Source organism: Fuchsiella alkaliacetigena (genome assembly GCF_023227765.1).
GTDB classification, from domain to species: domain Bacteria; phylum Bacillota; class Halanaerobiia; order Halobacteroidales; family Acetohalobiaceae; genus Fuchsiella; species Fuchsiella alkaliacetigena.
Genome location: NZ_JALKBZ010000038.1, coordinates 1 through 24,602, shown reverse-complemented (window position 1 = coordinate 24,602; position 24,602 = coordinate 1). Strand labels below are relative to the sequence as shown.

The 24,602-nt window shown below is 37.3% G+C and carries 25 protein-coding genes; 1 reads left to right on the top strand and 24 read right to left on the bottom strand.

The window, feature by feature from the left end; translation table 11 throughout:
• Window positions 1-303 precede the first annotated feature (303 nt).
• The 23 genes from mocA to MWH30_RS10350 form a co-directional block, all read right to left on the bottom strand.
• The gene (gene mocA / locus MWH30_RS10460; RefSeq protein ID WP_248664029.1) at window positions 304-903 is read right to left on the bottom strand and encodes a molybdenum cofactor cytidylyltransferase; all 600 of its coding nucleotides are present in this window, start codon (window positions 901-903) and stop codon (window positions 304-306) included.
• Window positions 900-1,664, bottom strand: coding sequence for a selenium cofactor biosynthesis protein YqeC (gene yqeC, locus MWH30_RS10455; RefSeq protein WP_248664028.1), 765 nt, complete (start codon window positions 1,662-1,664; stop codon window positions 900-902). Before yqeC ends, mocA begins: the two co-directional genes overlap by 4 nt.
• Before the next feature lie 15 nt (window positions 1,665-1,679).
• Window positions 1,680-2,006, bottom strand: coding sequence for an XdhC family protein (locus tag MWH30_RS10450; protein WP_248664027.1), 327 nt, complete (start codon window positions 2,004-2,006; stop codon window positions 1,680-1,682).
• Between the two features lie 3 nt (window positions 2,007-2,009).
• Complete coding sequence (locus MWH30_RS10445; protein ID WP_248664026.1) at window positions 2,010-2,765, bottom strand: XdhC family protein; 756 nt, start codon at window positions 2,763-2,765, stop codon at window positions 2,010-2,012.
• Window positions 2,766-3,398: 633 nt separating this feature from the next.
• A complete protein-coding gene (locus MWH30_RS10440; protein WP_372494166.1) occupies window positions 3,399-4,511 on the bottom strand; it encodes a sodium ion-translocating decarboxylase subunit beta in 1,113 nt (370 codons plus the stop codon).
• A 17-nt stretch (window positions 4,512-4,528) separates the two neighbouring features.
• Complete coding sequence (locus MWH30_RS10435; RefSeq protein WP_248664025.1) at window positions 4,529-4,957, bottom strand: biotin/lipoyl-containing protein; 429 nt, start codon at window positions 4,955-4,957, stop codon at window positions 4,529-4,531.
• A gap of 20 nt (window positions 4,958-4,977) precedes the next feature.
• Window positions 4,978-5,403: a hypothetical protein gene (locus MWH30_RS10430; protein WP_248664024.1), complete on the bottom strand. Its 426-nt coding sequence runs from the start codon at window positions 5,401-5,403 to the stop codon at window positions 4,978-4,980.
• 35 nt (window positions 5,404-5,438) lie between these two features.
• Window positions 5,439-6,989 (bottom strand): acyl-CoA carboxylase subunit beta, encoded by a 1,551-nt coding sequence (locus MWH30_RS10425; protein WP_248664023.1) that lies wholly within the window; start codon window positions 6,987-6,989, stop codon window positions 5,439-5,441.
• A gap of 131 nt (window positions 6,990-7,120) precedes the next feature.
• On the bottom strand, window positions 7,121-7,930 hold the full coding sequence (locus MWH30_RS10420; protein WP_248664022.1) for an Asp23/Gls24 family envelope stress response protein: 810 nt from the start codon (window positions 7,928-7,930) through the stop codon (window positions 7,121-7,123).
• A gap of 4 nt (window positions 7,931-7,934) precedes the next feature.
• On the bottom strand, window positions 7,935-9,950 hold the full coding sequence (gene ligA / locus MWH30_RS10415) for an NAD-dependent DNA ligase LigA (protein WP_248664021.1): 2,016 nt from the start codon (window positions 9,948-9,950) through the stop codon (window positions 7,935-7,937).
• A 137-nt stretch (window positions 9,951-10,087) separates the two neighbouring features.
• Window positions 10,088-10,294: a Sec-independent protein translocase subunit TatA/TatB gene (locus MWH30_RS10410; protein ID WP_248664020.1), complete on the bottom strand. Its 207-nt coding sequence runs from the start codon at window positions 10,292-10,294 to the stop codon at window positions 10,088-10,090.
• Between the two features lie 185 nt (window positions 10,295-10,479).
• Window positions 10,480-10,929: a rhodanese-like domain-containing protein gene (locus MWH30_RS10405; protein ID WP_248664019.1), complete on the bottom strand. Its 450-nt coding sequence runs from the start codon at window positions 10,927-10,929 to the stop codon at window positions 10,480-10,482.
• Between the two features lie 97 nt (window positions 10,930-11,026).
• Window positions 11,027-11,491 (bottom strand): rhodanese-like domain-containing protein, encoded by a 465-nt coding sequence (locus tag MWH30_RS10400; protein ID WP_248664018.1) that lies wholly within the window; start codon window positions 11,489-11,491, stop codon window positions 11,027-11,029.
• Between the two features lie 187 nt (window positions 11,492-11,678).
• Window positions 11,679-12,125 (bottom strand): rhodanese-like domain-containing protein, encoded by a 447-nt coding sequence (locus tag MWH30_RS10395; RefSeq protein ID WP_248664017.1) that lies wholly within the window; start codon window positions 12,123-12,125, stop codon window positions 11,679-11,681.
• Window positions 12,126-12,152: 27 nt separating this feature from the next.
• Window positions 12,153-12,896, bottom strand: a complete 744-nt coding sequence (locus MWH30_RS10390; protein ID WP_248664016.1) for a rhodanese-like domain-containing protein — start codon at window positions 12,894-12,896, stop codon at window positions 12,153-12,155.
• Between the two features lie 14 nt (window positions 12,897-12,910).
• Entirely contained in the window at window positions 12,911-13,534 is a 624-nt protein-coding gene (locus MWH30_RS10385) for a TorD/DmsD family molecular chaperone (protein WP_248664015.1), read from the bottom strand.
• Window positions 13,535-13,549: 15 nt separating this feature from the next.
• Window positions 13,550-14,119 (bottom strand): 4Fe-4S dicluster domain-containing protein, encoded by a 570-nt coding sequence (locus MWH30_RS10380; RefSeq protein WP_248664014.1) that lies wholly within the window; start codon window positions 14,117-14,119, stop codon window positions 13,550-13,552.
• Entirely contained in the window at window positions 14,120-16,324 is a 2,205-nt protein-coding gene (gene srrA, locus MWH30_RS10375; RefSeq protein ID WP_248664013.1) for a respiratory selenite reductase catalytic subunit SrrA, read from the bottom strand. It abuts the gene before it with no gap.
• Between the two features lie 78 nt (window positions 16,325-16,402).
• Window positions 16,403-17,479: a rhodanese-like domain-containing protein gene (locus tag MWH30_RS10370; RefSeq protein ID WP_248664012.1), complete on the bottom strand. Its 1,077-nt coding sequence runs from the start codon at window positions 17,477-17,479 to the stop codon at window positions 16,403-16,405.
• A gap of 254 nt (window positions 17,480-17,733) precedes the next feature.
• A complete protein-coding gene (locus MWH30_RS10365) occupies window positions 17,734-19,503 on the bottom strand; it encodes a SpoIIE family protein phosphatase (protein WP_248664011.1) in 1,770 nt (589 codons plus the stop codon).
• Between the two features lie 420 nt (window positions 19,504-19,923).
• Window positions 19,924-20,415 (bottom strand): YeeE/YedE thiosulfate transporter family protein, encoded by a 492-nt coding sequence (locus MWH30_RS10360; RefSeq protein ID WP_248664010.1) that lies wholly within the window; start codon window positions 20,413-20,415, stop codon window positions 19,924-19,926.
• A gap of 15 nt (window positions 20,416-20,430) precedes the next feature.
• Window positions 20,431-20,649, bottom strand: a complete 219-nt coding sequence (locus MWH30_RS10355; protein WP_248664009.1) for a sulfurtransferase TusA family protein — start codon at window positions 20,647-20,649, stop codon at window positions 20,431-20,433.
• A gap of 13 nt (window positions 20,650-20,662) precedes the next feature.
• Window positions 20,663-21,265, bottom strand: coding sequence for a YeeE/YedE thiosulfate transporter family protein (locus MWH30_RS10350; protein WP_248664008.1), 603 nt, complete (start codon window positions 21,263-21,265; stop codon window positions 20,663-20,665).
• Window positions 21,266-21,366: 101 nt separating this feature from the next.
• Here MWH30_RS10350 and MWH30_RS10345 point away from each other — a divergent pair, with 101 nt between their 5' ends.
• Complete coding sequence (locus tag MWH30_RS10345) at window positions 21,367-22,284, top strand: LysR substrate-binding domain-containing protein (RefSeq protein WP_248664007.1); 918 nt, start codon at window positions 21,367-21,369, stop codon at window positions 22,282-22,284.
• 107 nt (window positions 22,285-22,391) lie between these two features.
• On the opposite strand, the gene pcrA is transcribed toward MWH30_RS10345, so the two are convergent.
• Window positions 22,392-24,518: a DNA helicase PcrA gene (gene pcrA / locus MWH30_RS10340; RefSeq protein ID WP_248664006.1), complete on the bottom strand. Its 2,127-nt coding sequence runs from the start codon at window positions 24,516-24,518 to the stop codon at window positions 22,392-22,394.
• Between the last annotated feature and the right edge of the window lie 84 nt (window positions 24,519-24,602).

Here is a 24,602-nt window from a genome sequence, read left to right as displayed (position 1 = left end):
CTTTATCACCTCTATCTATAGTATATCAAAATATAGATAGATCTTCAAGCGTTTTTATAACTTTTATATAGTTTTTGCTAGTATTTTAACAACTGTTACAACCTCCTTGTTAATAACCTGCAATAACTAAGCAAACTACTAATAATATTGTTAAAATAAACAATATAACTATATATCCAGTTTGAAGTAAGTTTTACTTATTTATTGCAAATTTAATTAATAATTCTATAATTAGATAAAGACTATAATATCTCCTTCAAAAAAATCATATTTTTTTAATTTTCAGATAATTTTATTATAAATTTATACTTTATCAACAGTTAAAATACTTAATAACTTTCGATAATCAGCTTCAGTATCAATATCTAAGATAACCCCCCTATCTTCAACTTCTATCTCCTTTAATCGATCCCGATACTTACTTAAAAGCCACCTTGCTCCTTGATCACCACTTGCCATTAACATCTCTGACTTCAACTGAGTAGCAAAGATAATTGGATTCCCCAACTGACCCTGATATTTAGGAGCTACTATTAATTGCTCTGATTGCTTAAAATGACTGATCAACTGGTTGATAGTTTCACTTTTAACCAGAGGTTGATCGCCTAGCATGCACAAAATCCCCGTAGCTGCCTGCTCAATACTTTCTAAGCCTGCAATTAAGGAAGTGCTCTGCCCCATTTTATAATCGGGATTATATACAGTAATTACTTCTTTATTAACCAAAAGTCCCGCTACTTCCTCGGCTCTATGACCAAGCACTACCACTAACTCTTCAATATCACTTAATAATAAGTTATCAACTACTCTCTCAATCACCGTTTTTTCACCAAAAGGAAGTAGTTGCTTAGCTCGACCTAATCTACTGGACACTCCCGCCCCCAAAACAATAGCTGAAATCATCGCTCAACTACCTCTCTGACTAGATTTTGACTTTGCATAGAAGTTAAAAGCACCTTTTTAATCCCAGCTTCAACTAATTTCAGCGCCACTTCCTTAGCCCAAGTATAACTGGACTCCACATCTACTTGATTTAAAATAGGGATTACCCGCCGCTGTTGCTGTTGAGACAAAAGATCATAGCCGGACTTACTAAGTAATATATCCACTACTAGCTGAGGAGTAATCGGCTGACCAGTAACAAATTCACTATTATCTACTAATAAAGGAGCTCGATGCAAATTCTTTGCTGTTAATTGGCAATTAGCTATTCTATTACCCACTATAGGTAATAAAAGATCAGTGCTAGAGGGCAACACTGGTTCCTTAGCATTAGGAAACTTAAAGTCTTTACAAGCAGCGCCATCTGCTTCTACAATGATATTCAGCCCTTGAGAATTAAGCTCTTTTTTCAATTCATTTACCCACTGCTTAGGAATTCCCACCAGTTTATTTTGATCTTGAATTTGCTTAGCTAGAGTCACTACTTGCTGTTTTGTAAAATCCAAATTACTTAATAAATCATCCAGATTGTCTGCAAGTAACAACTGATCGCTCTCTTGAGAACTAGGCTCTAAGATCCGTGTAGTGGTAGTAGTAATTATATTCACATGGTTCAAATTAACTAGCTCTCTAGCTAGTCTAAACATAGTAGTAGTCTTACCGCCACCGCCAACTAAGGAGATTACCTGGCCAGCTTTGATTTCTAAGCTTTCAATTAACATCTTCTCCATCCTTTATTAATTATTAAACGCAATTCTTTCAATAAAAACCTCCATCTTCCCTCCACAGATCATTCCTTCAGCGGCTGCTACATCATTAGTCATATCTAAGGTATAAAGCACGGGCCCGCCTTCCTTGCTCAACAAACTTAAAGCCTGCTGTCTTATTTCAGCCTCTCCACAACCACCGCCAATAGTACCTTCGCTTCTCCCATCAGGAAAAACCACCATCTTAGCACCGGCCTTCCTAGGAGTAGAGCCACTGCTCTCAATTATAGTTGCCAAAGCTAAACTATCAAACTCTCCCTGATAGTTAGCTAAAAGTTCAATTACTTCCTCACTCATAGCCTAGCTCTCCCTTCTTTCTTTGATTATCTCTGCTAAAATACTAATGGCTATTTCCTCTGGAGTTTCAGCGTTTATCTCCAAACCAATCGGAGCTTTAACCATTTGCAGATCAGTCTGAGTATAATCTTCCTCCTTAAGTTTATCAAAAATAGCCGCCACCTTTCGCTGACTACCGATCATACCGATGTAGTCAACCTCAGCTTCGATTACTTTAGCTAAGCAGGTATAATCATGCTGATGACCTCGAGTTACAATTACTAAGTAGTCATTTAAACCGAAGTTAAAGTCACTCAACACCTCTTCAAAAGCACCACAGATTACTTCCTTAGCGGCTGGAAAGAGCTGTTGATTAGCAAACTTAGGACGATCATCGATAACTACTAGCTCAAAATCCAACTTAGAGCTAAAATCATAAAGAGCTTGACCTATATGCCCTCCCCCCATCACAATTAACCTAGGCTCAGGTAAATATACTTCAACTAATAGTTCTATCTTTTCTGCCAATCCAGCTAAGTTTAGACTATACTTAGCAATCTCTTCTTTAGCCAAAGCTGCTTTTATCTGCTTCAACAGGCTTTCGTGCTGTTGAGCTGTTAATAAATCAGCAGGAAGATTATTTAACTCTTCGCCAGTATCAGTAAGTAGTCTCTTCTTCCCTATTAGTTCCTTAAGCGGAGCTTTAACAATAGTCGCCAAAGCTGCTTTTTCTCTTGCTTTTATTTTGGCTAATAATTCTTTGAATATTAGTTGTGACATAAGGTTTATTCTCCTTTTGCAGAATAAAATAATTTCGTTCTATTGTTGCGTTCCCGATATAGATATTATCGAAAGCCTGAGCCAGTTGATATGTTTCAACCACTTGCCGTTCAGTCGGCGTCCGTGCCTCCTTCACTCTCGAGAATAGCCCTCCCGGCATCCTTGCCTCCGGGCTATTCTCAGAGTCGCTCTTTGAAACATATCAACTTGTAAGTATTATGTTATCAGCACGGTCAACGAAACAGTATTAAGACCAAACAGCAAAAACAACGAAAAAACTAGATTTCAGCTCCTAAACACCCTAGGGGATTATTTTATCGTGAAAAAATCATTACGTTATCAGCACGGCCAAATGGGTGTTTATAAGCGATATTAAAGTTTATTTTTTAGTGCTTCTTGACGAATTGGAGCTAAAATAAGAACTGGTTTAGCCAATTTTTCTAATTAAAATTGGCGGGTTCTTATTTTAGTGGAGATGAGTCTTAGAAGTACTAAAATAAACTTTTCTAGCGTTGACGCGAAGCTAATCATTACTTTGGAAACATCCATTTGGCCTCCCACGTTCAACGAAACATTTTACCAATATTATTGAGTTCTTGAACTTCAACTATTAACTATTAACTGAACTTCATCCTAACTTACCAAAGAAATCAAAACTCCCGCCGCTACAGCCGAACCGATAACTCCGGCTACATTAGGACCCATAGCGTGCATCAACAAAAAGTTTTTAGGATTCTCTTCCTGACCTACAGTCTGTACTACTCGAGCTGACATAGGCACTGCTGAAACCCCCGCCGAGCCAATTAAAGGATTGATTTTTTCTTTGCTTAGCTTGGACATTATCTTACCAAAGATAGTTCCAGTCGCTGTGCCAATAGCAAAGGCTACTAAACCTAATACTACAATCTGCATTGTATCTACAGTCAAAAATCTCTCTGCACTGGCCGTAGCTCCCACAGTTAAGCCTAAAAAGATGGTTACAATATTGAGTAAGGAGTTTTGAGTAGTATTCAATAATCTATCTACTACCCCACATTCCTTCATTAGATTACCAAACATCAACATTCCCAACAATGGAGTAGCTGTAGGAAGTAATAGCCCCATTAAGATAATTACAATAATCGGAAAAAGTATCTTTTCCTTTTTAGAAACCGGCCTTAACTGCTGCATCTCAATCTGACGCTCTTCTTCACTAGTTAAAGCCTTCATAATCGGTGGTTGAATAATGGGTACTAAAGCCATATAAGAATAAGCCGCAATAGCAATCGGACCCAATAAATGCGGTGATAACTGAGAAGTAATATAAATAGCCGTTGGTCCATCGGCTCCTCCAATAATTCCTATCGAACTAGCTTCGGGAAGAGTAAAACCTAAAGCTAAAGCTCCCAGCAAAGTACCAAAAATACCGACCTGAGCTGCTGCTCCCAAGAGAGCCGTTTTAGGATTAGCAATTAAAGGGCCAAAATCAGTCAAAGCACCTACCCCTAAAAAAATCAAGGGTGGATAGATCCCCAGCTTAATTCCATAATATAAGTAATAAAGCAAACCTCCCTCTTCCATTAATCCCGTCAGGGGAAGATTAGCCAATAATAAACCAAAGCCCATCGGAATTAAAAGTAAAGGCTCATACTCCTTTTTGATAGCTAAGTAAAATAACAGTCCCGCCACTAAAAGCATAATCACCTGTTTATAATGTATATTCAAATAACCTGTTGATTTTAAAAATCTATAAACCATAGCCAGCACTTTCTTCTACCTCCTTCTTAAGCAACTACTACCATCACTTCTCCAGCATCTACTGAATCTCCCTCATTAACTTTAACTGCTTCTATAGTACCGCCAATATTAGTCTGTACTTCATTCTCCATCTTCATCGCCTCTAAAATTAAGACTACTTGATCACTTTCTACACTATCCCCTTCACTAACTAAGACTTCCTTTACTACTCCAGCCAAGGGGGCAGCTATATCTCCACTACCGCCTCTAGCTTTATTACTGGTTGAACTTTTAGTTGTCTTAGATGTAGCCTTACTTTTCACCTTGCTTTGAGATTCTGCTTGAGTAGCAGCCGTTTGAGCCTGAGCCTGAGTAGGAGAGCTTTTAACCTTATTAGTATTACTTTCTCCAGCCTCTACTTCTTCTACTTCTACTATGTATTCTTCATTATCTACTTTCACTTTAAATTTTCGCATTTTTAATTACACCTCCACTGTTAAGTATAAATTCTTTCTTGTTTTCTACTTCTCTTAATCGTCTGCAAGCGATTTGATAAAAGCTTCTGTCTCCCGCTTAACTTCCAGTTATCGGCTGCCGGCTTAATAGACTTAATTACATAGCTTTTATCTGTTGCTAAATATGTACTAATTGCTGCTGTAATAGCAGCTACCTTAGCCGAACTTAAGCCTTCCTGAGCAGCTAACTCCTCTAAGTCTGTTGATTCTTCTCTTTTCTCTTCAGTAATTTCAGTCTCTATTTCAGCCTGCTCAATTTTATCTTCAACTTTACTAGCCAGCTTCTGCTCATATAATTCAACCAAAAACTGTGAAATCTTAACTACCACAGGGATCATAGCTAAAGCACAAGCTACGATTAATACTCCGGTTAGTGAAATCTGTAGTCCTAAGCCTAAATTCTCCATCTTATTCCTCCTCTCAAATATGATCAAACTACTCTTTAAAGAGGCATATTACCGTGTTTGCGTTCCGGTAAATTGGTGCGCTTGCTTCTTAACATTTCTAAAGTATTAGCTAAGCGCCTAGTAGTATCCTCAAACTTAATTACATCATTAACTATTCCTCGTTGAGCAGCTACATAGGGATTAGCAAACTTATCTTTATACTCCTCTACTTTCTGAGCCAAGAGTTCCTCAGCATCAGCAGCCTCCTTAAGCTCATGACGATAAATTATTTTAGCTGCTCCCTGCGGGCCCATTACTGCTATCTCCGCCGTAGGCCAAGCTAGCACCAAATCAGCATCCAAAGACTTGCTGCACATTGCAATATAACCGCCTCCATAGGCCTTGCGCACTACTAAGGTAATCTTAGGTACTGTAGCTTCAGTATAGGCATAAAGCAGCTTAGCTCCATGTCTAATAATACCGTTATACTCCTGCTCAACTCCCGGCAAAAAGCCCGGTACATCTACTAAAGTGAGTAAAGGAATATTAAAGGTATCGCACATTCTGATAAATCTAGCCGCCTTATCGGCAGCATCTATATCCAAGCAACCAGCCTTATGCTGCGGTTGATTAGCTATTACTCCTACCGATTGACCATTAATCCGGGCCAGACCTACTACTATATTCTGAGCGTAATTAGCTTGAATCTCAAAAAAGCTATCTAAATCAACTATGTTATCAATTACTGCTAACATGTCATAGCCCTTATTAGGATCAACAGGAACAATATCTTGTAATTCAGTATTTTTAGTTAAGCCACCGCTGTCCTCTAACCGAGGTGGGTCTTCCATATTATTAGCCGGCAAATAGCTAAGCACTCTACGCATCTGCGTCAAGCACTCTTCCTCATTAGGGGTAGTAATGTGAGCCACCCCACTGATACTACCGTGAGCGCCAGCTCCACCTAACTCCTCAGCCGTAACCTGCTCTCCGGTTACCGATTCAATTACCTCGGGCCCGGTTAAAAACATCTTACTGGTATTCTCCACCATAAAAACCAAATCTGTTAAAGCCGGCGAATAAACAGCTCCCCCAGCACAGGGCCCTAAAATAGCTGAAATCTGAGGTACCACCCCTGATAGCTGAATATTACGCTTAAAGATCTCTCCAAAACCATCCAAAGACTCCACACCTTCTTGAATCCTAGCTCCTCCAGAATCATAAAGCGAAATAAAAGGAGCTCCCATCTCCTCAGCCAAGTCCATTACCTTACAGATCTTAGCAGCATGTTCAGCTCCCAAAGAACCTCCCATTACAGTAAAGTCCTGAGCAAAAAGATAGACCAAACGGCCCTCAATAGTACCATAGCCGGTCACAACTCCATCGCCTATCGCCTCTTTATCTTCCATTCCGTGTTCAGCATAACGAGGCTCTACAAAGGAGTTAACTTCAACAAAACTATCCTCATCTAATAAAAAGTCAATTCTTTCTCTAGCCGTTAACTTCCCTTTTTCATGCTGTCTTTTAATCCGCTCGGGCCCGCCGCCCTTCCTTGCTTTAGCTCTTTTTTCTTCCAATTCTTGCAGTTTAGCTTCCATTTCATCCATCTTGATCTCACCTCTCTATTTAATAGCTTCTTTTAATCTTCAAATCTAAAATTATAATTATAGTTAATTATAATTTCTTCCTAGTATCTGCATTTTCCTGTATCACTTCTCGATAAAACATAAATTATCCTTTAAACCGCTAGATCCACAACCTCCATATCCACCCGCAATATATTAATTCCAGTACTATACTCCACCATTTCTTTAATATTAAACTGCAACTCCCCCAGCACCTGCGGTAAGTCCAAACCATAATTTAAAACCACTTCCACTATCACTTTACTTCCTCGCTGCTGCTGATCTACCTTTACCTTTTTAACCTCAACTACTCTACTATCTTGACCTAAAGTATGCTCAATTAAATCAACAATTACTCCATCAGCAATTAGCAGCTTACCATAATAACTGAACTTAGGTCTAATAATAGTTTTTTCAGTCTTAATTTGATCGTCCTTATTAAAAAATAAAAGCTCCAAAGACTCCATTAAATAGCCAGAAAAGTTAGGTTTAATCTCAATATTAGGAACTGGGATTACGTGCTTACCAAAATCACCTCGCTGTTTTCTAGCCTCTGCTATCTCTTCTTCGGAAGCAATCTCTTCGATTTTAATTATCTCTTCTATCTCCGGGCCCAACTCCAAAACAGCAACAATCCGCTCTACCATGCGCAAGGAAGTACCCAAGATCAATACCTTTTCTGCCTGCTCTACTGCCAAAGCCTCTTTAACTTCTCCCGCATGCTCCTCCTCCATAAAAATAGCTACCTTCACAGCGCGAATCATATTATCTGCTTCTTTAGCCGATTTGCCGGCTATCACCTTGCTATTTTTAATCAATAAGCCATCATCTATAATATAATCTATTCCCTGACTATAAGCCACTAAACGGGCCCGATGACTCTTACCAGTCCCACTAGGACCTATTAAAGCATAGATTTCCATCTTATTAACTCAACTCCTCTAAAATTTCTGCTAACCTTTCTCCGCTAATAATCTCAACTCCTAACTCTTGAGCTTGCTCCAGTTTAGAGCCTGGATTAGCGCCTACAATTAAAAAATCAGTATTACCGCTAACACTGCTAGTCACCTTAGCTCCTAAGCGCTGCAACTCCTGCTTAGCTTCCTTACGAGTCAACTGAGACAATGAACCAGTAATCACCACCGTCTGTCCAGTTAAAGGACTTTCCGTCTCTGTAACTGAATCCTCATTCTCCACAGGCAAAATATTTACTCCGGCCGCTAACATACGTTCAACACTTCGTTGTATATTAACATCAGCTAAAAAGTCACTAATACTTTGGGCTACTACCTCCCCAATTCCATCTAGCGCTAATAAGTCTTCAAACTCAGCTGCTAATAGCTTTTCCCAAGACTGAAACTCCCCTGCCAACAGTTCAGCAGTAACCCGTCCTACATGGGGAATTCCTAAACCATAAATAAAGTCGGCTAACTGAGCCTCTTTACTTTCTTCGATAGCAGCTAAGAGATTTTGAGCCTTCTTTTCTGCAAAGCCGTCTAGCTTTAGCAACTCATCATAGTCTAGATAATAAAGATCGGCTAAGTCCTGCAAATCAAGCTCCTCATATAACTGAGCTGCTGTCTGCTCACTAAAGCCTTCAATCTCTACCGCTTCTCGACTAGCAAAATGAGTTAAGCGAGCCACCAACTGCGGTTTGCAAGAAAGAGAGTTCGGACAAAAAAGATGGACTCCCTCTTTAATTAACTCACTTTCACAGGCAGGACATCTTTCAGGCTTAGTTATAGCTTCTATATTCTGCTCTCCCTCTTCAGCAACGCTGCCTAAAATTTCCGGGATCACATCATTGGAACGCCTTAACCATACTTTAGCTCCTATAGCTACCTGCTTACGCTGAATATCATCCCAGTTATTTAAAGTAGCCTGCTGTACGGTAACTCCTCCAATATCAACCGGCTCTAAGATAGCCACTGGAGTTACCTTCCCCGTTCTACCTACATTCCACTCTACCTCCTTCAGCACAGTAGTCACTTCCTGAGCTGGGAACTTATAGGCTAGGGCCCAGCGCGGAGCCTTAGCCGTATATCCTAAAGCCTCTCTAGTCTCTAAATCATTAATCTTAATCACTATTCCATCTACTAGGTAATCCAAACTATCAATTTCACTTTCTACCCGTTCTACCTCAGCTATTACCTCTTCAATATCACTAAAGGTCTCTAGATAATTACTAACCTTGAATCTATTTTCTCGTAAAAAATCTATTATTTCCAGATGTTCGCTAAACTCTATTCCTTCATAATAACCTATATTATAAAAAAAAGCATCCAAATTTCTCTCAGCTGTCACCTGCGGATCTAAGTTCTGCAAAGCACCAGCCGCAGCATTGCGCGCATTCTTAAGCGGCTCCTCAGCTTCCCTATTATATTCCTCTAACACCGATAAAGGCATAACCCCTTCCCCTTGTACCTCTAAAATGCCATCAGTAAAAGGAATAGCCAAAGGTACTGTTTTAATAGTCTTTACCTGTTCCAAAATCACTTTGCCTGATTCTCCAGTACCTCGAGTTGCCGCCTGCACCAACTGCCCTTCTCTATAAGTAAGATTAATACTTAAACCGTCGAACTTATACTCTAAAGTATATAAGGGCTGAGGTAGCTCTTGATTATGTTCTTGATTATATTTCTTAATCAAACGCCTAACCCTATTATCCCATTCTTTTAACTCAACCGCACTTTGCGCCTTATCCAAACTCCAGAGCTTAGCTAAATGCCGATGTGACTCAAACTCAGCTAAAGGTTCACTACCCACTCTTTGCGTAGGCGAATTAGGCAGTACTATTCCACTTTCAGACTCTAACTCCAATAATCTATCATAAAGTCGATCGTATTCTTGATCACTAACTAGAGGATCAGCTAATACGTAATAATGATGATTATATTTATTTAATTTAGCTACCAACTCTTCCATCTCGGATTCTACTGACAAGATAATCACCTCGTAGCTATTTTAACATTAATTGCAAAAAAAGTCTAACTGCTTAAATGACAAACAAAAAAGTTAAAGGTATTTTTTAAATACCTTTAACTTTAACTTAAAATAAGTATTAAATTTAAGAAAATTAATTAGCTGCTTGTCTCTTCTTTGTCCTCATCATCACTAACCGGCTCAGCTTCAACATCTGTACTCTCTCTTAAACCTTGAGCAGCTGATTTAAACTCATTCATCCCTTGACCGATAGCTTTGCCAATCTCCGGTAATTTGCTAGGTCCAAAAATCACTAAAGCAATTACTAAGATCAAAATTAACTCTGTAGGCCCTAATCCAAACATCTTATCTACCTCCAATCATTTTTGAACATTGCTAAATTTACTTTCGCATTTTTATTTTATCACAAATTATTAGAAATGTCTATAAGTTCAAAAGAAAAATAGAAGCAAAATAAGACTGTGTTGGATTATGGAGGAAATTAATTAACCCTTACAAAAGTAAAAACTTTTGTAAGGGTTTTGAGTATTTATTCCCATTCTTCTAGAGTAAAGATACCGTGATCAGTCTGAACTGGGTAACCTTCTTGGGCCCAAGCTCTAAAACCACCTTCTAAATTATAAACATCATATCCTAGATCCTGTACTAACTTAGTAGAAAAGATAGCTCGACCTCCACCTAAACAAGTAATAACAACTTTTGTATCCTCATCAGCATGGTCATCAATTCTCAAACCTAATAAAGCACCATCTACTCGAACAGAGCCCGGAATATGACCAGCTTGAAACTCATCTTCAGTTCTAACGTCTATTACCACTATATCTTCGCCAATTTCCGACATTTCTAGTTCAAACTCAAGATCCATTGGTGTAATGTACTCAATCTCTTCATCATACTGATCTCTCAAAGCAAAAGCCCCTGGAGCAGCCAAAGCAACTATCAATAGACAAACCAACAAAACAGTTAATTTCTTTCTCATTTTTTATTCCTCCTTTGATTATTTTGAAAATTAAATCTTTTTAGATGGAAATAAAAGTATAGTCAAGTAATATTACTTGACTATACTTAACTAACACTTAATTTACCGGCTCAAACTCCCCATAAGTATTAACTACCGGCAGCCCAGCTTCAACCCAAGCTTCAAATCCACCTTCAAGTTCACTTACATTATTATAACCCATTTCTTGTAATCGACCAGCAGCTATAGCAGACCTTCCAGCAGTCAAGCAGTAAACTATTATCTCAGCATCTGGATCGTCTACTACATCCTCTATCCAAAACTCCAGCATACCTCCATCAACAGTTTCAGCCCCTTCTATATGAGCTACATTATACTCTTCAAGCTCTCTTCTTACATCAATTAACACAATATCCTCATCCATTTCTAACATAAACTCCAACTCAGTTGCATCTACTTGAGGAATATTGTATTCAGCAGCTATATCCCTAGGATTTCTTAACTGACCGATAGCCATAGAAGACATTAAAGTTACCACCATTACGATTACTAACAACACAACTCCTACTTTACTTTTTCTCATAATTATCCCTCTCCCTATTAAATATTTAAATACACATTTAAATTCAAAATCTATTTAGCGCAAACTAAGTTTATCTTTAGGTTTTAGCCTGCGCCAAATTTGTATTTAAAGCTTGAAAATTACATTATTGAAGCTTTAATTTACTAAGATTTAGCCTAAGTTAAAACTTCTAAAGCTTAAATCTAATTTAAAAGCTAAAACTTCCATCTGCATCGATATTTATCGACCCATCTAAATAAAATACATTCTCATAACCTAGCTCTTCAAATACTTCCTCTGCTGCTCCCTGTGCTCTTATCCCAGCAGCACAATGGAAAAGCAACATTGCTTCCTTATCATCAGGCAACTGACCAGCAATAGCTTCTGGATCATCTAAAATATCTCCCTGAGGAATATGAATAGCCCCGTCAATCATTCCTGATGCTACCTCATCATCATCTCTCACATCAATTACCGTTGCTCCTTCATCAAGCTTCTCCTGAAATTCAACTCCAGTTATTGCTAAGTTAGGCCCATCTGCAACTTCAAATTCACCACCAGTAGATTCTAGACCAAACATCGGCAGCTCTGCTTCTTTCCAACTCGGTATTCCAGCAGCAAAAACCTTCACATCAGTATAGCCACTATTTGCCAAAAACTTGGCAATCTCATGACTATAGCCTCACTGAAAGCCTCCACAATAAGTTATTATCTCTATATCCTTATCTCTAGGTATTAAGCCTTTATACTTTTCCTTGAAAATCTGCACATCCATTGAAATTGAATGAGGAATATGCTCACTAAAATAAGCACTATAGGCTCTAGTATCAACTAACAAGTATGGCTTTCTACTCTCATCACTTACTACTGAATCACCAATCAACTCCTCTACATGCTCAGCTGTAGTAGTAAAGTAGTTTCCGGCTGCTCTCCAGTACTCAACTCCCTCCTGATAAACATGTACATTTGTATATCCTAATTCTTCTGCTTTACGAGCAGAATCAGCACTCAAAGGACAATGAAGCCCTCCACAGTAGAAAATTATCTTTTTATCCTTATCCTCTGGCAATAAATCACTCCGAGCTTCAAATTCAGCATCTGGAATATTAATAGCTCCGTTAATATGACCTTCATTATATGCACTTTCTGGACGAGAATCTACTATCACAAAGTCCCATTCTGGCATATACTCATCATAAGATGCTCTGTCTGTACAAGTAGGACTTACGTGACTCATCAAGGTCATTAGAGTTTCCGTATTAATATACTCCAGCTCTGGATCCTTAGGCACAATGTCCTCTTCTTCTACATCTTCAACTATAAATCTCGACAAATCATAAGCTTCTACAGAAGCTATTGCTAAACTACTGCTTAATACTAAAGCAGCAATTAGAGCTAAACATAAAAATAGTGATCGCTTTTTCATAATCTTGCTCCTTTCTATAATTTTTTATAAATGGTTTTAGTCTGCTCAATACAGTCCATTAAGCACTCAGTAATTCTAAGAAAAAGAGGTAAAGCTTCAATTTCAACTAACCTACTTTTAAAGTCCATCAACCAATCAAAGTGATCATCAAGAAACTGCTTAATTTCATCAGCTTGCCGATGTTCTATAATATAAGCTAGTAATTCTAATAAAATTGTTAAATGATCAGGCATTTGTTGATACTCTCGTGGTATTTCTAAACCTAAACCTGACATTAGGTGTTTAATATGCAAGGCTGAATCACCCATCAAATATCCTTTTTCATTAGCAATATTAACCTGTGCTTGCGAATCAGTAGTCCAGACCTTATAAACTGACTCTACTGGTAATGCACTTGGTTCATTTAAGCCAATAAAACACCTACTATATTCCTGCTTAAACTGATCAAAGTCCGGAATATCAAAGTCTTGATTAATAGAGCTAGTCTCTAGTTCTAATTTCTGCATCTTTTCTTTCAACTCAGAAAGTAGCTTGCTAGAAATAAGCTGATCATAAAACTCCTGATCTGGATACTTATAAAAATCAGCAATTATCAAAAATAAATCTGATAATTGATCACTTTGAACGGTTAATACCATTAACAATCATCCTTTCTACTTGCCACTAAACTCTATTTTCTCACCTTTTAATACATAATAAACTCTAGGCTCTGTTCCTTCTTCAGCTAACAGCTGATAAGTATCCTCTTTGGCCATTGCTTTAGAAATTTCGCTATCTGGATCATCTAAATCTCCAAATATTCTTACCTCATTCATACAGGTACTTACACAAGCTGGTGTTTCTCCTTGATCTACAAAGTCAGAACAAAACTTACACTTTTCTGGAACGCCTGTTTCTTGATTAACTACCCGCACATCATAAGGGCAGGCTTGCACACAAATTTGACATTCAATACATTCTTCGGGGTCAACATCTACAATTCCATCTTCACGTCTATAAGTTGCATCAGTAGGACAATGCTTTAAGCAGGGAGCATCCTCACAATGCTGACACTGAACAGGAAGAATCTCCAACCATGCCTCTGGATATTTGCCCTTTTCTGCAAACTCTAAATGATTATAGTGCATCTCCTTTGGCAACTGCCACTGCAACTGACAAGCAATTCCACAAGCAGCACAACCAGTACAACGGGAAGGGTCAATTAGCATCGCGTACTTCGCCATTTACTTCTCCCCCTTTCTAACTTTAACTATAACTTCTTGACCCATCACACTTCCAGCAATAGGTTCTATCTCTTCGGATACAAAGTCATTATAGTTAATTCCTACTCCATAAGCAGTTTCAGCTTTTTCAGAAAATCCACCATAAGCTGAAGGAACCCATACACAGTCCGGATGTAATAGTTCTGTAGCCTTTACTTCTATCTCTTTAGTAGCAATCTCTGATTCAACTACCACTGTATCTCCAGTCTCAATCCCTAGCTGATCAGCTCGCTCTTTATTAATCCACATTCGAGTTCCATCATACATTTCAGTAATCTCCATCAAATAAGGATTGTTACTAGTAATATGATGCGAATGCCAAGGCTGCTTACCGTGAATTAACCTAAACTCATCTTCCTCACGCGGAATTACCTTAGGCGGTATCCATCTAGGCACTCCACTAAATCCATTAGCTTTATAAATTCCTACAGAAAACTCTACTTTTCCTGATGGAGTGTCTAAAGCAGGTTCACCACCACTTAAAGGAAACTCAGGATCAAAAGACTGATTACGAAACTCAAGGCAGCCTGCTTCTTTAAGCTGCTCTAAGCTAATATCTAATGGTTCAATCATAGCTCTAGCTTGATCTTCAACAGTAAAGTCAAAGTACTCTTCAGCTCCAATCTCTTTAGCTAAGCCTTTCATAATATCGATTAACGGCTTAGTATCCTCCATCGGCTCTACTACTTCAGTTCTCATTGCTAACTGTGGATAATCATGAGTAACATGGCCTGCAGTAGTAACTGGAGGTTCAGCTCTCTCCATAAAGTAACATTCAGGCAGTATATAATCGGCTGTATGATATGAAGTTTCATTCCAGTCGATAGGAATTGAAACAACTAAATCAGCTTCTTTCATCTTTTTCTGATATTCTGGATTAGGGCCAGTCCGCAAGGGATTGTAGTGATAAACAAATATAGCTCGCACTTCCCCTTCTTCTGCCAACTGAGGAATTCTTTGCGGAATACCTCTTGCTGCTTCTACTGTAGCATACTTTCCGTCCTCACCAGCACCATCTATCCGAGGGCCCATTTCTTTTTCCGGGGGCTGTTGCTCCGGTTCAAACTGACCAAGCTCGATGCTAGCTGACGGCAGTAATCCACCTCGCTGATACATATTACCGAGTAAAGCATTAATTACAATATTCATCTGTGCCTGTTGTACACTATTTTTATAATGAGCATTTAAACCATGATAACCAGGCTCTAAAAAGGATCGCGGGGCATGCTTAGCTAAATCTCTAGCGATCTCTCTAATCTTATCGGCTGGTATATCTGTTATTCCTTCAGCCCATTCTGGAGTGCAGTTTCGATTAGCATTCCAGAACTCATCAAAGTTTTCCACATACTCACGAACAAACTTTCTATCCTTTAAATCCTCTTCAATTATAACGTGAGCAATAGCTAAATAAAAAGCTAAGTCAGTACCCGGTCTAATCGGTATCCATTCATCAGCCACCTTTGCTAACTCACAGCATCTAGGATCTACTACTACTATTTTAGCTCCTTTTTCTTTAGCCTTCAATACCTTCTGCATTCCATTAGGCAGAATACCTCCCGCAAAGTTCCGACCTACAAAGAGCATATAGTCACTATTCTCGTGATCTCCATATAAGTTAGTACCCATCATATTAGCCCAAACATTAGTCTTAGCAGTAAAACAAGTAGCATAATGAGTAATATAGTTAGGCGAACCTATATAGTCCAGTAGTATATCAGCATAATCCTTTCCTCTAACACCGTGCTCCATCCAAACTACTGAATCACCTGTATATCTATCTACTATATCAGTTAACTGCTCACCAATTTCAGCAAAAGCCTGCTCCCAAGAAATCGGCTCAAACTGATCTTCTCCTACTCTCTTCATCGGCTGAGTAACTCGATCCGGATTATAAATATCAGCTACCATACCGTGCCCTCTAGCACAGATCTTACCTCTATTTTTTAAATGGATTGGATTTCCTTCTGCCTTCCAAACCCGACCATTCTTCACGTGAACAAATAGCCCACATAAGTTAGAGCAGCCATTACATAAAGTGTGTCTTTTTTCTACTGGCGCATCCTCAGCCGCCTCAGCAAAATCACTAAAGCTAAACTTAAGTGAAGCACTAGCCGCACCGGCTGCTGCTGTAGCCTTTAAAAAACTACGTCGACTTATTTTCTGCATACCTATACCCCTTTCATTAATGAATTAAAAAACATTAAAATATCTTCTTTGTCCCCTCCGGGGACTTTAATTTTAACCTCAGCCAGCTTCCGCTTCAGGTGTTTCAATTCTAGTTTCCACTGTCGGATAATCAGCAACATCTCTACAAATGACTGGCTGATCTCCTATTACCTCTTCATCAGCTGTCCACTGACTCATTCCAAACTGTGAAGCCAAGGCATCATAGCCTAGTATATTCAAAATCCTGGCTGCTTGACTGGACTTATAACCATCCGAACAAATAAGGACAATATCCTTATCCGTAGGTAGTTTCTCCAAGTTTGATGGGTCAGTAAGTTCCTTGAAAGGAATATTTATAGCTCCTTCACCATGGCCCTTTTCGTATAGATCAGAATCTCTTAAGTCAACTGCAAAATGTCGCTCGCTTCCTCTATCGATTACAAATCTCTTAACTTGATCATATCTCATAACTGGATTAATATTATCATCAACAATTCGTCTTCCTTGTTCCATAATCAACTCATCTATAGTAGTAACTTCTTGTTCAATTTGAGGTAAATCAAACTTTTCTGTTGCTTCAGTAGGCTCTGTTGCCAACTCATAGTCTTCAGGAGCACATTCTACAGAAGCATCCCAACCTGCAAAACCATTCTCCATAGCTACCGTATCAAAGCCTAACATTCCCCAAAAAGCAGCAGCTTGATTAGCAGTATGACCTGTATAACAGACTATAATAATCTTTTTATCTCTAGGCAACTTCTCGATCTGATGTCTTTCCCAGATAGAATCATAGGGCATATTTACTGAACCAATAATACTAGCCTCAGCAAAATCATCAAGTCCTCGTAAATCCACTACATAATAGTCAGAATCAGGATTTAATACAACCTTTTCGTAAACCTCTCTAGGAGTGATAGAGTCTTGATAATTATCTTGTAGATAATTATCAGCAACTTCTAAAAGTGCTTCAAACTGATCCCCCTCTAGTTCCTGCTCTTGATAATTGTAATATGCGTGGTCTTCAAGACTTACTAATTCCTGTTCTTCAACAAGCTCATCACCATCTATAGTTTCTGTTTCATCACGACAGCCTATTAAACTAAAAATAATTATAACACTCAAAACTACCAATAATGCTTTTTTTCCAAACTTCACTTTAATCTAACCTCCTTCTTAAATCTCTTTTTTAAAAAAACAAAGCTATGCTTTAGCAAAGCCACCCCCCTCTTAATAAGCTTCTCAACTATCAAGCTACCTGTCACATATTATTTGCAGTATTAAAATATTGATTTGTGCTATTATTAACTTTCGCTATTGTTAGTAAAGCATCCTTCTAAATTGCTATTCACCTTTATAATAACAAGATAACTAAAAAGCATATCAATCTATCCAAATGTGAATTATATAATTTATCTTATCTTCTCTCTATATTTCAAAAAATTAACTTGATTACCTGTCTCATTATACCAGACCTCATCATATAACTTTTTGGCTATTTTAATTCCCCTACCTCGTTCTCGCCCACTTCTAAGATCATGTTCTAGATTTAACTCTTGATTAAGCTGCTTTTGCCAATCAAATCCTACCCCTTCATCCTTAATACTAGCTTTGATATACTTTTCATTAATCTCTACTTTAATCTCAACCTGTTTGTCCTCATCTAAGCAGTTACCATGCTCTATTGCATTACTTATCAATTCCTGAAAGCCAATCCAAATCAAGGTGAAGGCTTCATTACAATAAGGAACTATAAACTCCCTTAATTCTTCCTGAATTTGATACATCTCTTGGCAGCTACTATTAATAGTGCGCTCAAACTGATCAATTATAGGTAGTTTATTTTTCAAAATTAAAAAGGTTATATCGTCCTGTCCCTTTTCCTGACCAGAAAAGCTTTTAAAATCTGCTGTTATTTCAGCCTTGATTAAGTCTGGAGGTAAGTAATAGTTTTTAGCTAACACCTCCTGTAACCGCTGCTCACCATAGCGAATGTTTTTTTGACTAGATATCTCCTCAATCAACCCATCAGTAGTCATCAGTAGCACCTCACTTCTTTTAAAATATACTTCCTCCTCTTGATAATTAAGTACGTTTGAGCCCAAATATGCTTCTTCATTAATTGCTGAAGAGATAGGCATCCCTCCGCAAGATAAGGTAGTTACTTCTCCCTGCATCTTAGCTATTATTGGTGGTACTTGAAAGCCGGCATTAGCAAAAGTTATCCGCTGCTCTTCTAAATCTAAAACCCCTAGCAATAAGCAAATGAAGTAGTCATCAGGGAAGCTTTCTTGTTGATACCTATCTATTATATATTCTATTAAATTACTAGGACTTAATCTGGGCTCTATACTATGCTGGTATAACAAATAGTTATTAATGGTTTCTCTAAGAAAAATATTTAGCATAGAACCATCCAAACTATGACCACTTACATCAGCTAAATAAAAAATTAACTGATCTTTTATCTTTATTAGATCATAAAAATCCCCTCCCAACTTTTCAGCTGGTTGAAAATAAGTACTATAAGAGTATTTTGCTAATTCAGGTAAGTCAGAGGGTAAGAACTGCTCATGTAGCTTTCTTCCTTTTTCAAACTGAGTCTCTAAGTTGTTATATAAATCTTCTAACTCTATCATCTGCTTCTTATTTTCACTTATCTGCTCTACCACTTTTAAAAATACAGTTATTCCTAAAAGATTAATCAAAAAAGCCGAGATCTGCACTGGCAAAGTTTCTAGCCAAGAAATAAAGTCTCCTATTCTTAACCAAGATAAAAATAATGTAGCTAATTGGTAAATAGCAAGTAATAATACACTAAGAAACAGCTTATTTTTTACTCGAAATTTATATTTTCTAGTCAATCCAGCTAATACTCCTCCTAAAAAAGCAGGTGGGATAGCTCTCCAGTACTGCAAACAGCTTCCTGCTTGCATGCGAAACATACCTCCTAACAAAGATACTGTTCCTCCTACATAGGGCCCGCCAAAAAGCCCTCCCAAAATAGGCCCTACCGCTCGAAAACTACATAAAGTAATACCTTGATACTGAATTGGGAATAGTATTGCAATTAAAGAAAACAGACTAAAGTAAGTAATATAAAATAAACGGCTTTGCTTACTTAACAGGTTTTTAGCAGTTAAAGAAAAGTTTCCTGATAGATAAACCCAGGCTACTATCAACCCAGCTCCATACACCGTTTCTTGAAATAATTCCCACCAATTATTAAGCAGATCTATATCTCGCCACCTCCCTCTAAAAAATAACTGGACTGCTAAATGAAAGACTTTAAAATATCGGCAAAGACTTATCAGTAAATCTTAAATATCTATATCAATTCGTATAGAGTATAATGACAGTTTATTTAGGATAAAATGCTCAACAAATGATGAAAACTACACTAACGGAGTAGTTAAATATTGGAATATCCCTTTATAAAGATATCACATCAATTGAGCATTTTATCCTGCCCTCACATATAATATTCGACATCATTATAAGTAATCCTTTTCACAAAGTATTCGCTTTTGTTATATCTAAATAAAACAAAAGCATATACATCTCCATTAATCTGTATATGCCTTCAACTCTTCTCCTAAGCTTTAAGCTATTAATTTAATTAATCTACCCCCAACATAGACCCCAGTACACATAAATATAGCAAAAATCCAGCCATGTAAAGAAAACGAGGCTATCCCGCCAACCATAGCTCCAATATTACAGCCGCCGGCTATATAAGCACCATAACCCATAAATATACCGCCTAGTAAAGCACTCAGTCCTCGTCGATAACTAAATTTTTTACGTAATCTAAACTGTTTGGATAAAAACCCCGATAAAAAAGAGCCAAAAACAACTCCTACCGCAATCACCGTCATAGAAACAATATATTCATCAACTACTATTCCATTTAAACTACCAGAACTAAAAATACTAAGTCCACTTCTACCAACTAAATAAAAAAAAGATATAACTCCTAGAGGAGTATCTAACAAAAAAATAAAGATAATATTAATTAAACCTAATATAGCTCCACCAAAATAATAAGACCAGTTTGATCTCCAAAAAGAACTTTTATTAGTTTGCTTAATCACTCTCACCTACCCTTATTATTTGACTATCTTAATCTCCCAAATTCCTGCTGCTAACTCCTTAAGTTCAAAGTTATATCCCTGCTCTTCAAGCCAATCAATAACATTCCTCACCGACTGATTACTATCTAATTTTATCTTCAAAACAGCATCTGTAACCAAACAGCGTAATTCCTCTTTGGTCTTTAATAAAGGAACTGGACAAACCATTCCTAACAAATCTAATTTTTTCTCCATAAATACCACCTCATTAAGTATCTCTTTTATCTGTCCACCATTTCACAAGCAAATAAATAAAAACTAGTCCTCCCAATTGTAATAAGACTGCTTTTCTCCAACCTATATATTCAGGTAAAAAAATAGCTAAACTATAAAAACGCTGCTGCCACCAACTTAGATGGATACTGCCAATTAAAGTGCCTATAACTAAACCAATAAAAACTATTACAAAAACAAGATAACCTTCGCCAAGCCTTACTAAAGTAATTAAAGTACAAGCACCAGCTAAAGCCATTCCAATTCCAAATAAAAACCCTCCAAAAATTGTTGTCCCGCCCCAAGGAATTACTGTACCTATTAGCTCATAGTCAGCAGGTGTAAAATATTGATAAGCTATTATGCCTACAGTAGAAATTATAACCGCTGTTAATACTGCTCTAAACAACTTAGTGCTATTAAAAAGAAATAAATTTAAAAAAGCACCTGCAAAACAAAAACTGCTTTTTTGTAAAGCAAAACCCAATAGCAATCCCAATAACCATAATACTATTAAAAATAGATCAAGAGAAGTGAAAAAACAAACTCCAAGTCCAATTAAAATAATTAATAAAGTTTTTAGCTGGTTTTTTTTCATTAAAACCCCTTCTTTTAAAGAGAATAGTGGTTTTTAAGCAGGAAAAAAAGTACTAATAATCGAAATAGTTATTACAGTTAAATTAGGAGATGTGATAATAAATGAAGATTTATCAGTTTGAAATCTTTACTACTGTAGCCAAAGTAAAAAGTTTTTCTAAAGCGGCAAAACTTTTATATTTAAGTCAACCTAGTGTTAGCAAACATATTAAATCAATGGAAAACTACTATGGAACTAAACTATTTAAACGCTCAAATCAAGGAGTTGATTTAACTACAGCTGGTAAAGTAGCCTATGAGTATGCTCAAAAAATTTTAAAGACACATAGTAATTTAGAAAAAGAAATTGATAAACACTTAAATCTAAAAAATTCAAACTTAATCATTGGTGCCAGTATAACTCCAGGCAACTACTTGCTTCCTTGCACAATCTGGACTTTTAAAGATAAACATCCTCAAATTGATATTCGATTAGATATAAATAACACCCAACAAATTATTAAAAAAGTACTGAAGAACGAAGTTGATATCGGCATTGTAGAAGGAGAAATTCCCCCAGAAGTAAACCTAACTACTAAAGAAATCATGAAAGAAGAACTAAAATTTATAGCAGCTACTTCAAAATATACCCAAGATACTTTCACTTTAACAGAGTTGAAAAAATTACCTTTAATTTTACTAGATAAAAAATTTGGGATTCGCCAACAATTTAATAAATTAATTCAAACAGCAGGACTTAATTTTAGTGATCTCAATATAATCACTGAAATTGGAGGAATCAGCGGTATTAAATCAGCAGTACAATCAGGATTAGGAATCTCTATAGTTAGTCATTCTGCTGTTAAAAAGGAAATCTATCAAAATACAATCAAGGCTATTAATATCAAAGGAATAACAGAAGCTGATTTAAAAATGAATCTAAAATTAATATATCATAATCAAGATCAACAAAATGAACCTAATATTATCAGCAAATTCATTACCTTTTTAAATATTCAAAGCGGGGAAATCTTCTGTTAACTAAAACCCTTTTATACTAGTATTGCAGGTCTTTTAACGATTTTCCTGCCTCAATATATTAATTAGAACACTATTTAAAGATTCACTACTAAAAATCATTAATTACTTTAGTTTATCTTCTTCATAGCAGCATAAGAGGCTAAAATCTGCTTAATACCTTGTTCTGGAAAAGCAACTGCTACCTTTAAATCATTACCTAAATCTTCAACACTTACTATTTTACCTATCCCCCATTTATTATGTTTAATTTGATCACCTATCGTATATCCTGTATGCTGAGCTTTATCAGCAGTTGAAGTAGCTTGCTGTTCTTCTTGCTTATTAAATAAAGATTCTGGAATCTCTTCAATAAATCTAGAAGGAGGATTATAGGAGGTATTCCCGTAAACCTTTCTGGACTGAGCACAGGTTAAATAAAGCTCCTTTTGGGCCCGAGTCATCCCCACATAACAAAGGCGTCGCTCTTCCTCTAAAGACTCCCGCTCATCTAAACATCGTGAATGAGGAAAGATCCCCTCTTCCATTCCGGTCAAGAAGACTACTGGAAACTCCAAGCCCTTAGCACTATGTAAGGTCATCATCACTACCGCCGATTTATCTTCTAAGGTATCTATATCAGCAATCAAAGCTACCTCTTCTAAAAAAGATTCTAAGCTTGAATCACCCTCATCTTTCACATGCTCTTCTATCACTGCTAACAGCTCATTAATATTTTCAATTCGACTTTCACTCTTTGGATCATTCTGCTCCTGTAACTGACGAATATAGCCAATTTCCTTTAACAGCTCCTCAGTCAACTGCAAAGCATCTACCTCTTGACTCCGTTGCCGTAGGTAATCCATTAACTCTACAAAGTTTCGGACTCGGCTTCCATAGCCACTACTAATACTCTCTATCTCCTCTACTCGCGAAATAGCTTCGTAAAGACTACACTGCTTAGCTTGAGCAAAGTCAAGCACTCTACCTAAAGTAGTAGCTCCAATTCCCCGTTTAGGTCTATTGATAATTCTTTGTAAGCTAATATCGTCTTCCGGGTTATAAAACACCCGTAAATAGGCTAAAATATCCTTAACTTCCTGACGATCATAAAACTTCAACCCCCCCACAATTCGATAGGGAATTCCTGACTTAACAAAGACCTCTTCTAAGACCCGCGACTGGGCATTAGTCCGGTAAAGTAGAGCAAAGTCCTGATAACTATAGTCCTCATTATTTACCTTCTTTTTAATCTCCTCTACCACATAGCGAGCTTCCTTCCTTTCATTTAAAGCTTGCTTGAATACCAAAGGAGGGCCCGCTTCATTTTCAGTCCATAATCGTTTAGCCCTACGCTCACAATTATTCTTAACCACTGCAAAAGCAGCATCCAAAATATTTTGGGTAGAACGATAGTTCTGTTCTAATTTAACTACCTTGATATCTTCATAGTCCTGCTCAAAGTTGAGAATATTACTGATGTCGGCCCCGCGCCAGCCATATATTCCTTGATCGTCATCGCCCACTACAGCAATATTCTGATGCTTAGCTGCCAGCAAATTAACTAATACGTATTGAGCATGGTTAACATCCTGATACTCATCAACCATAATTTGATGGAAGCGTTGCTGATAATACTCTAATACCAGTTCATAATTTCTAAATAGCTCTACAGTTTTCATAATTAAATCATCAAAGTCTAAAGCATTATTTTCCTTTAACTGCTCTTGATAGAGCTGATAAGCCTCACCTACTACTTTCTCAAAGTAGCTTCCTGTTTGTTGTTGATAGCTTTGAACATCTTGCAATTCATTTTTAGCCTGACTAATTTGAGATAGTACTGAATAAGGCTTAAACTGCTTAGTATCTAAATCCAAATCATCTTTAATGATATTCTTAATCAGTGTCTTTTGATCACTGCTATCATAGATCACAAAGTTGCTATTATATCCTAATTTAGCAATCTCCCTTCGTAAAATTCTCACCGCAATAGAGTGAAAGGTACCCATCCAAATAGAACGACTATCTTTAGTTACCAGCTCCTCTATCCGTTCTTGCATCTCACTAGCCGCTTTATTAGTAAAGGTCACCGCCAAAATATTATGTGGATCTACTCCCACCTCTTGAATTAAATAAGCAATCCGAGAGGTTAAGACTCTAGTTTTACCGCTACCTGCGCCAGCTAAGACCAACAGCGGGCCCTGCTTATGCTGCACTGCTTCTTTTTGCTCTGCATTCAAATTAGCTAATAGCTCCATTTTCCAAATCCCTGCTTATAAAAATCTATACAAAACTAACTATAGACCACAATTTCACAGGATTACAATTGTGTAGGATGCAAT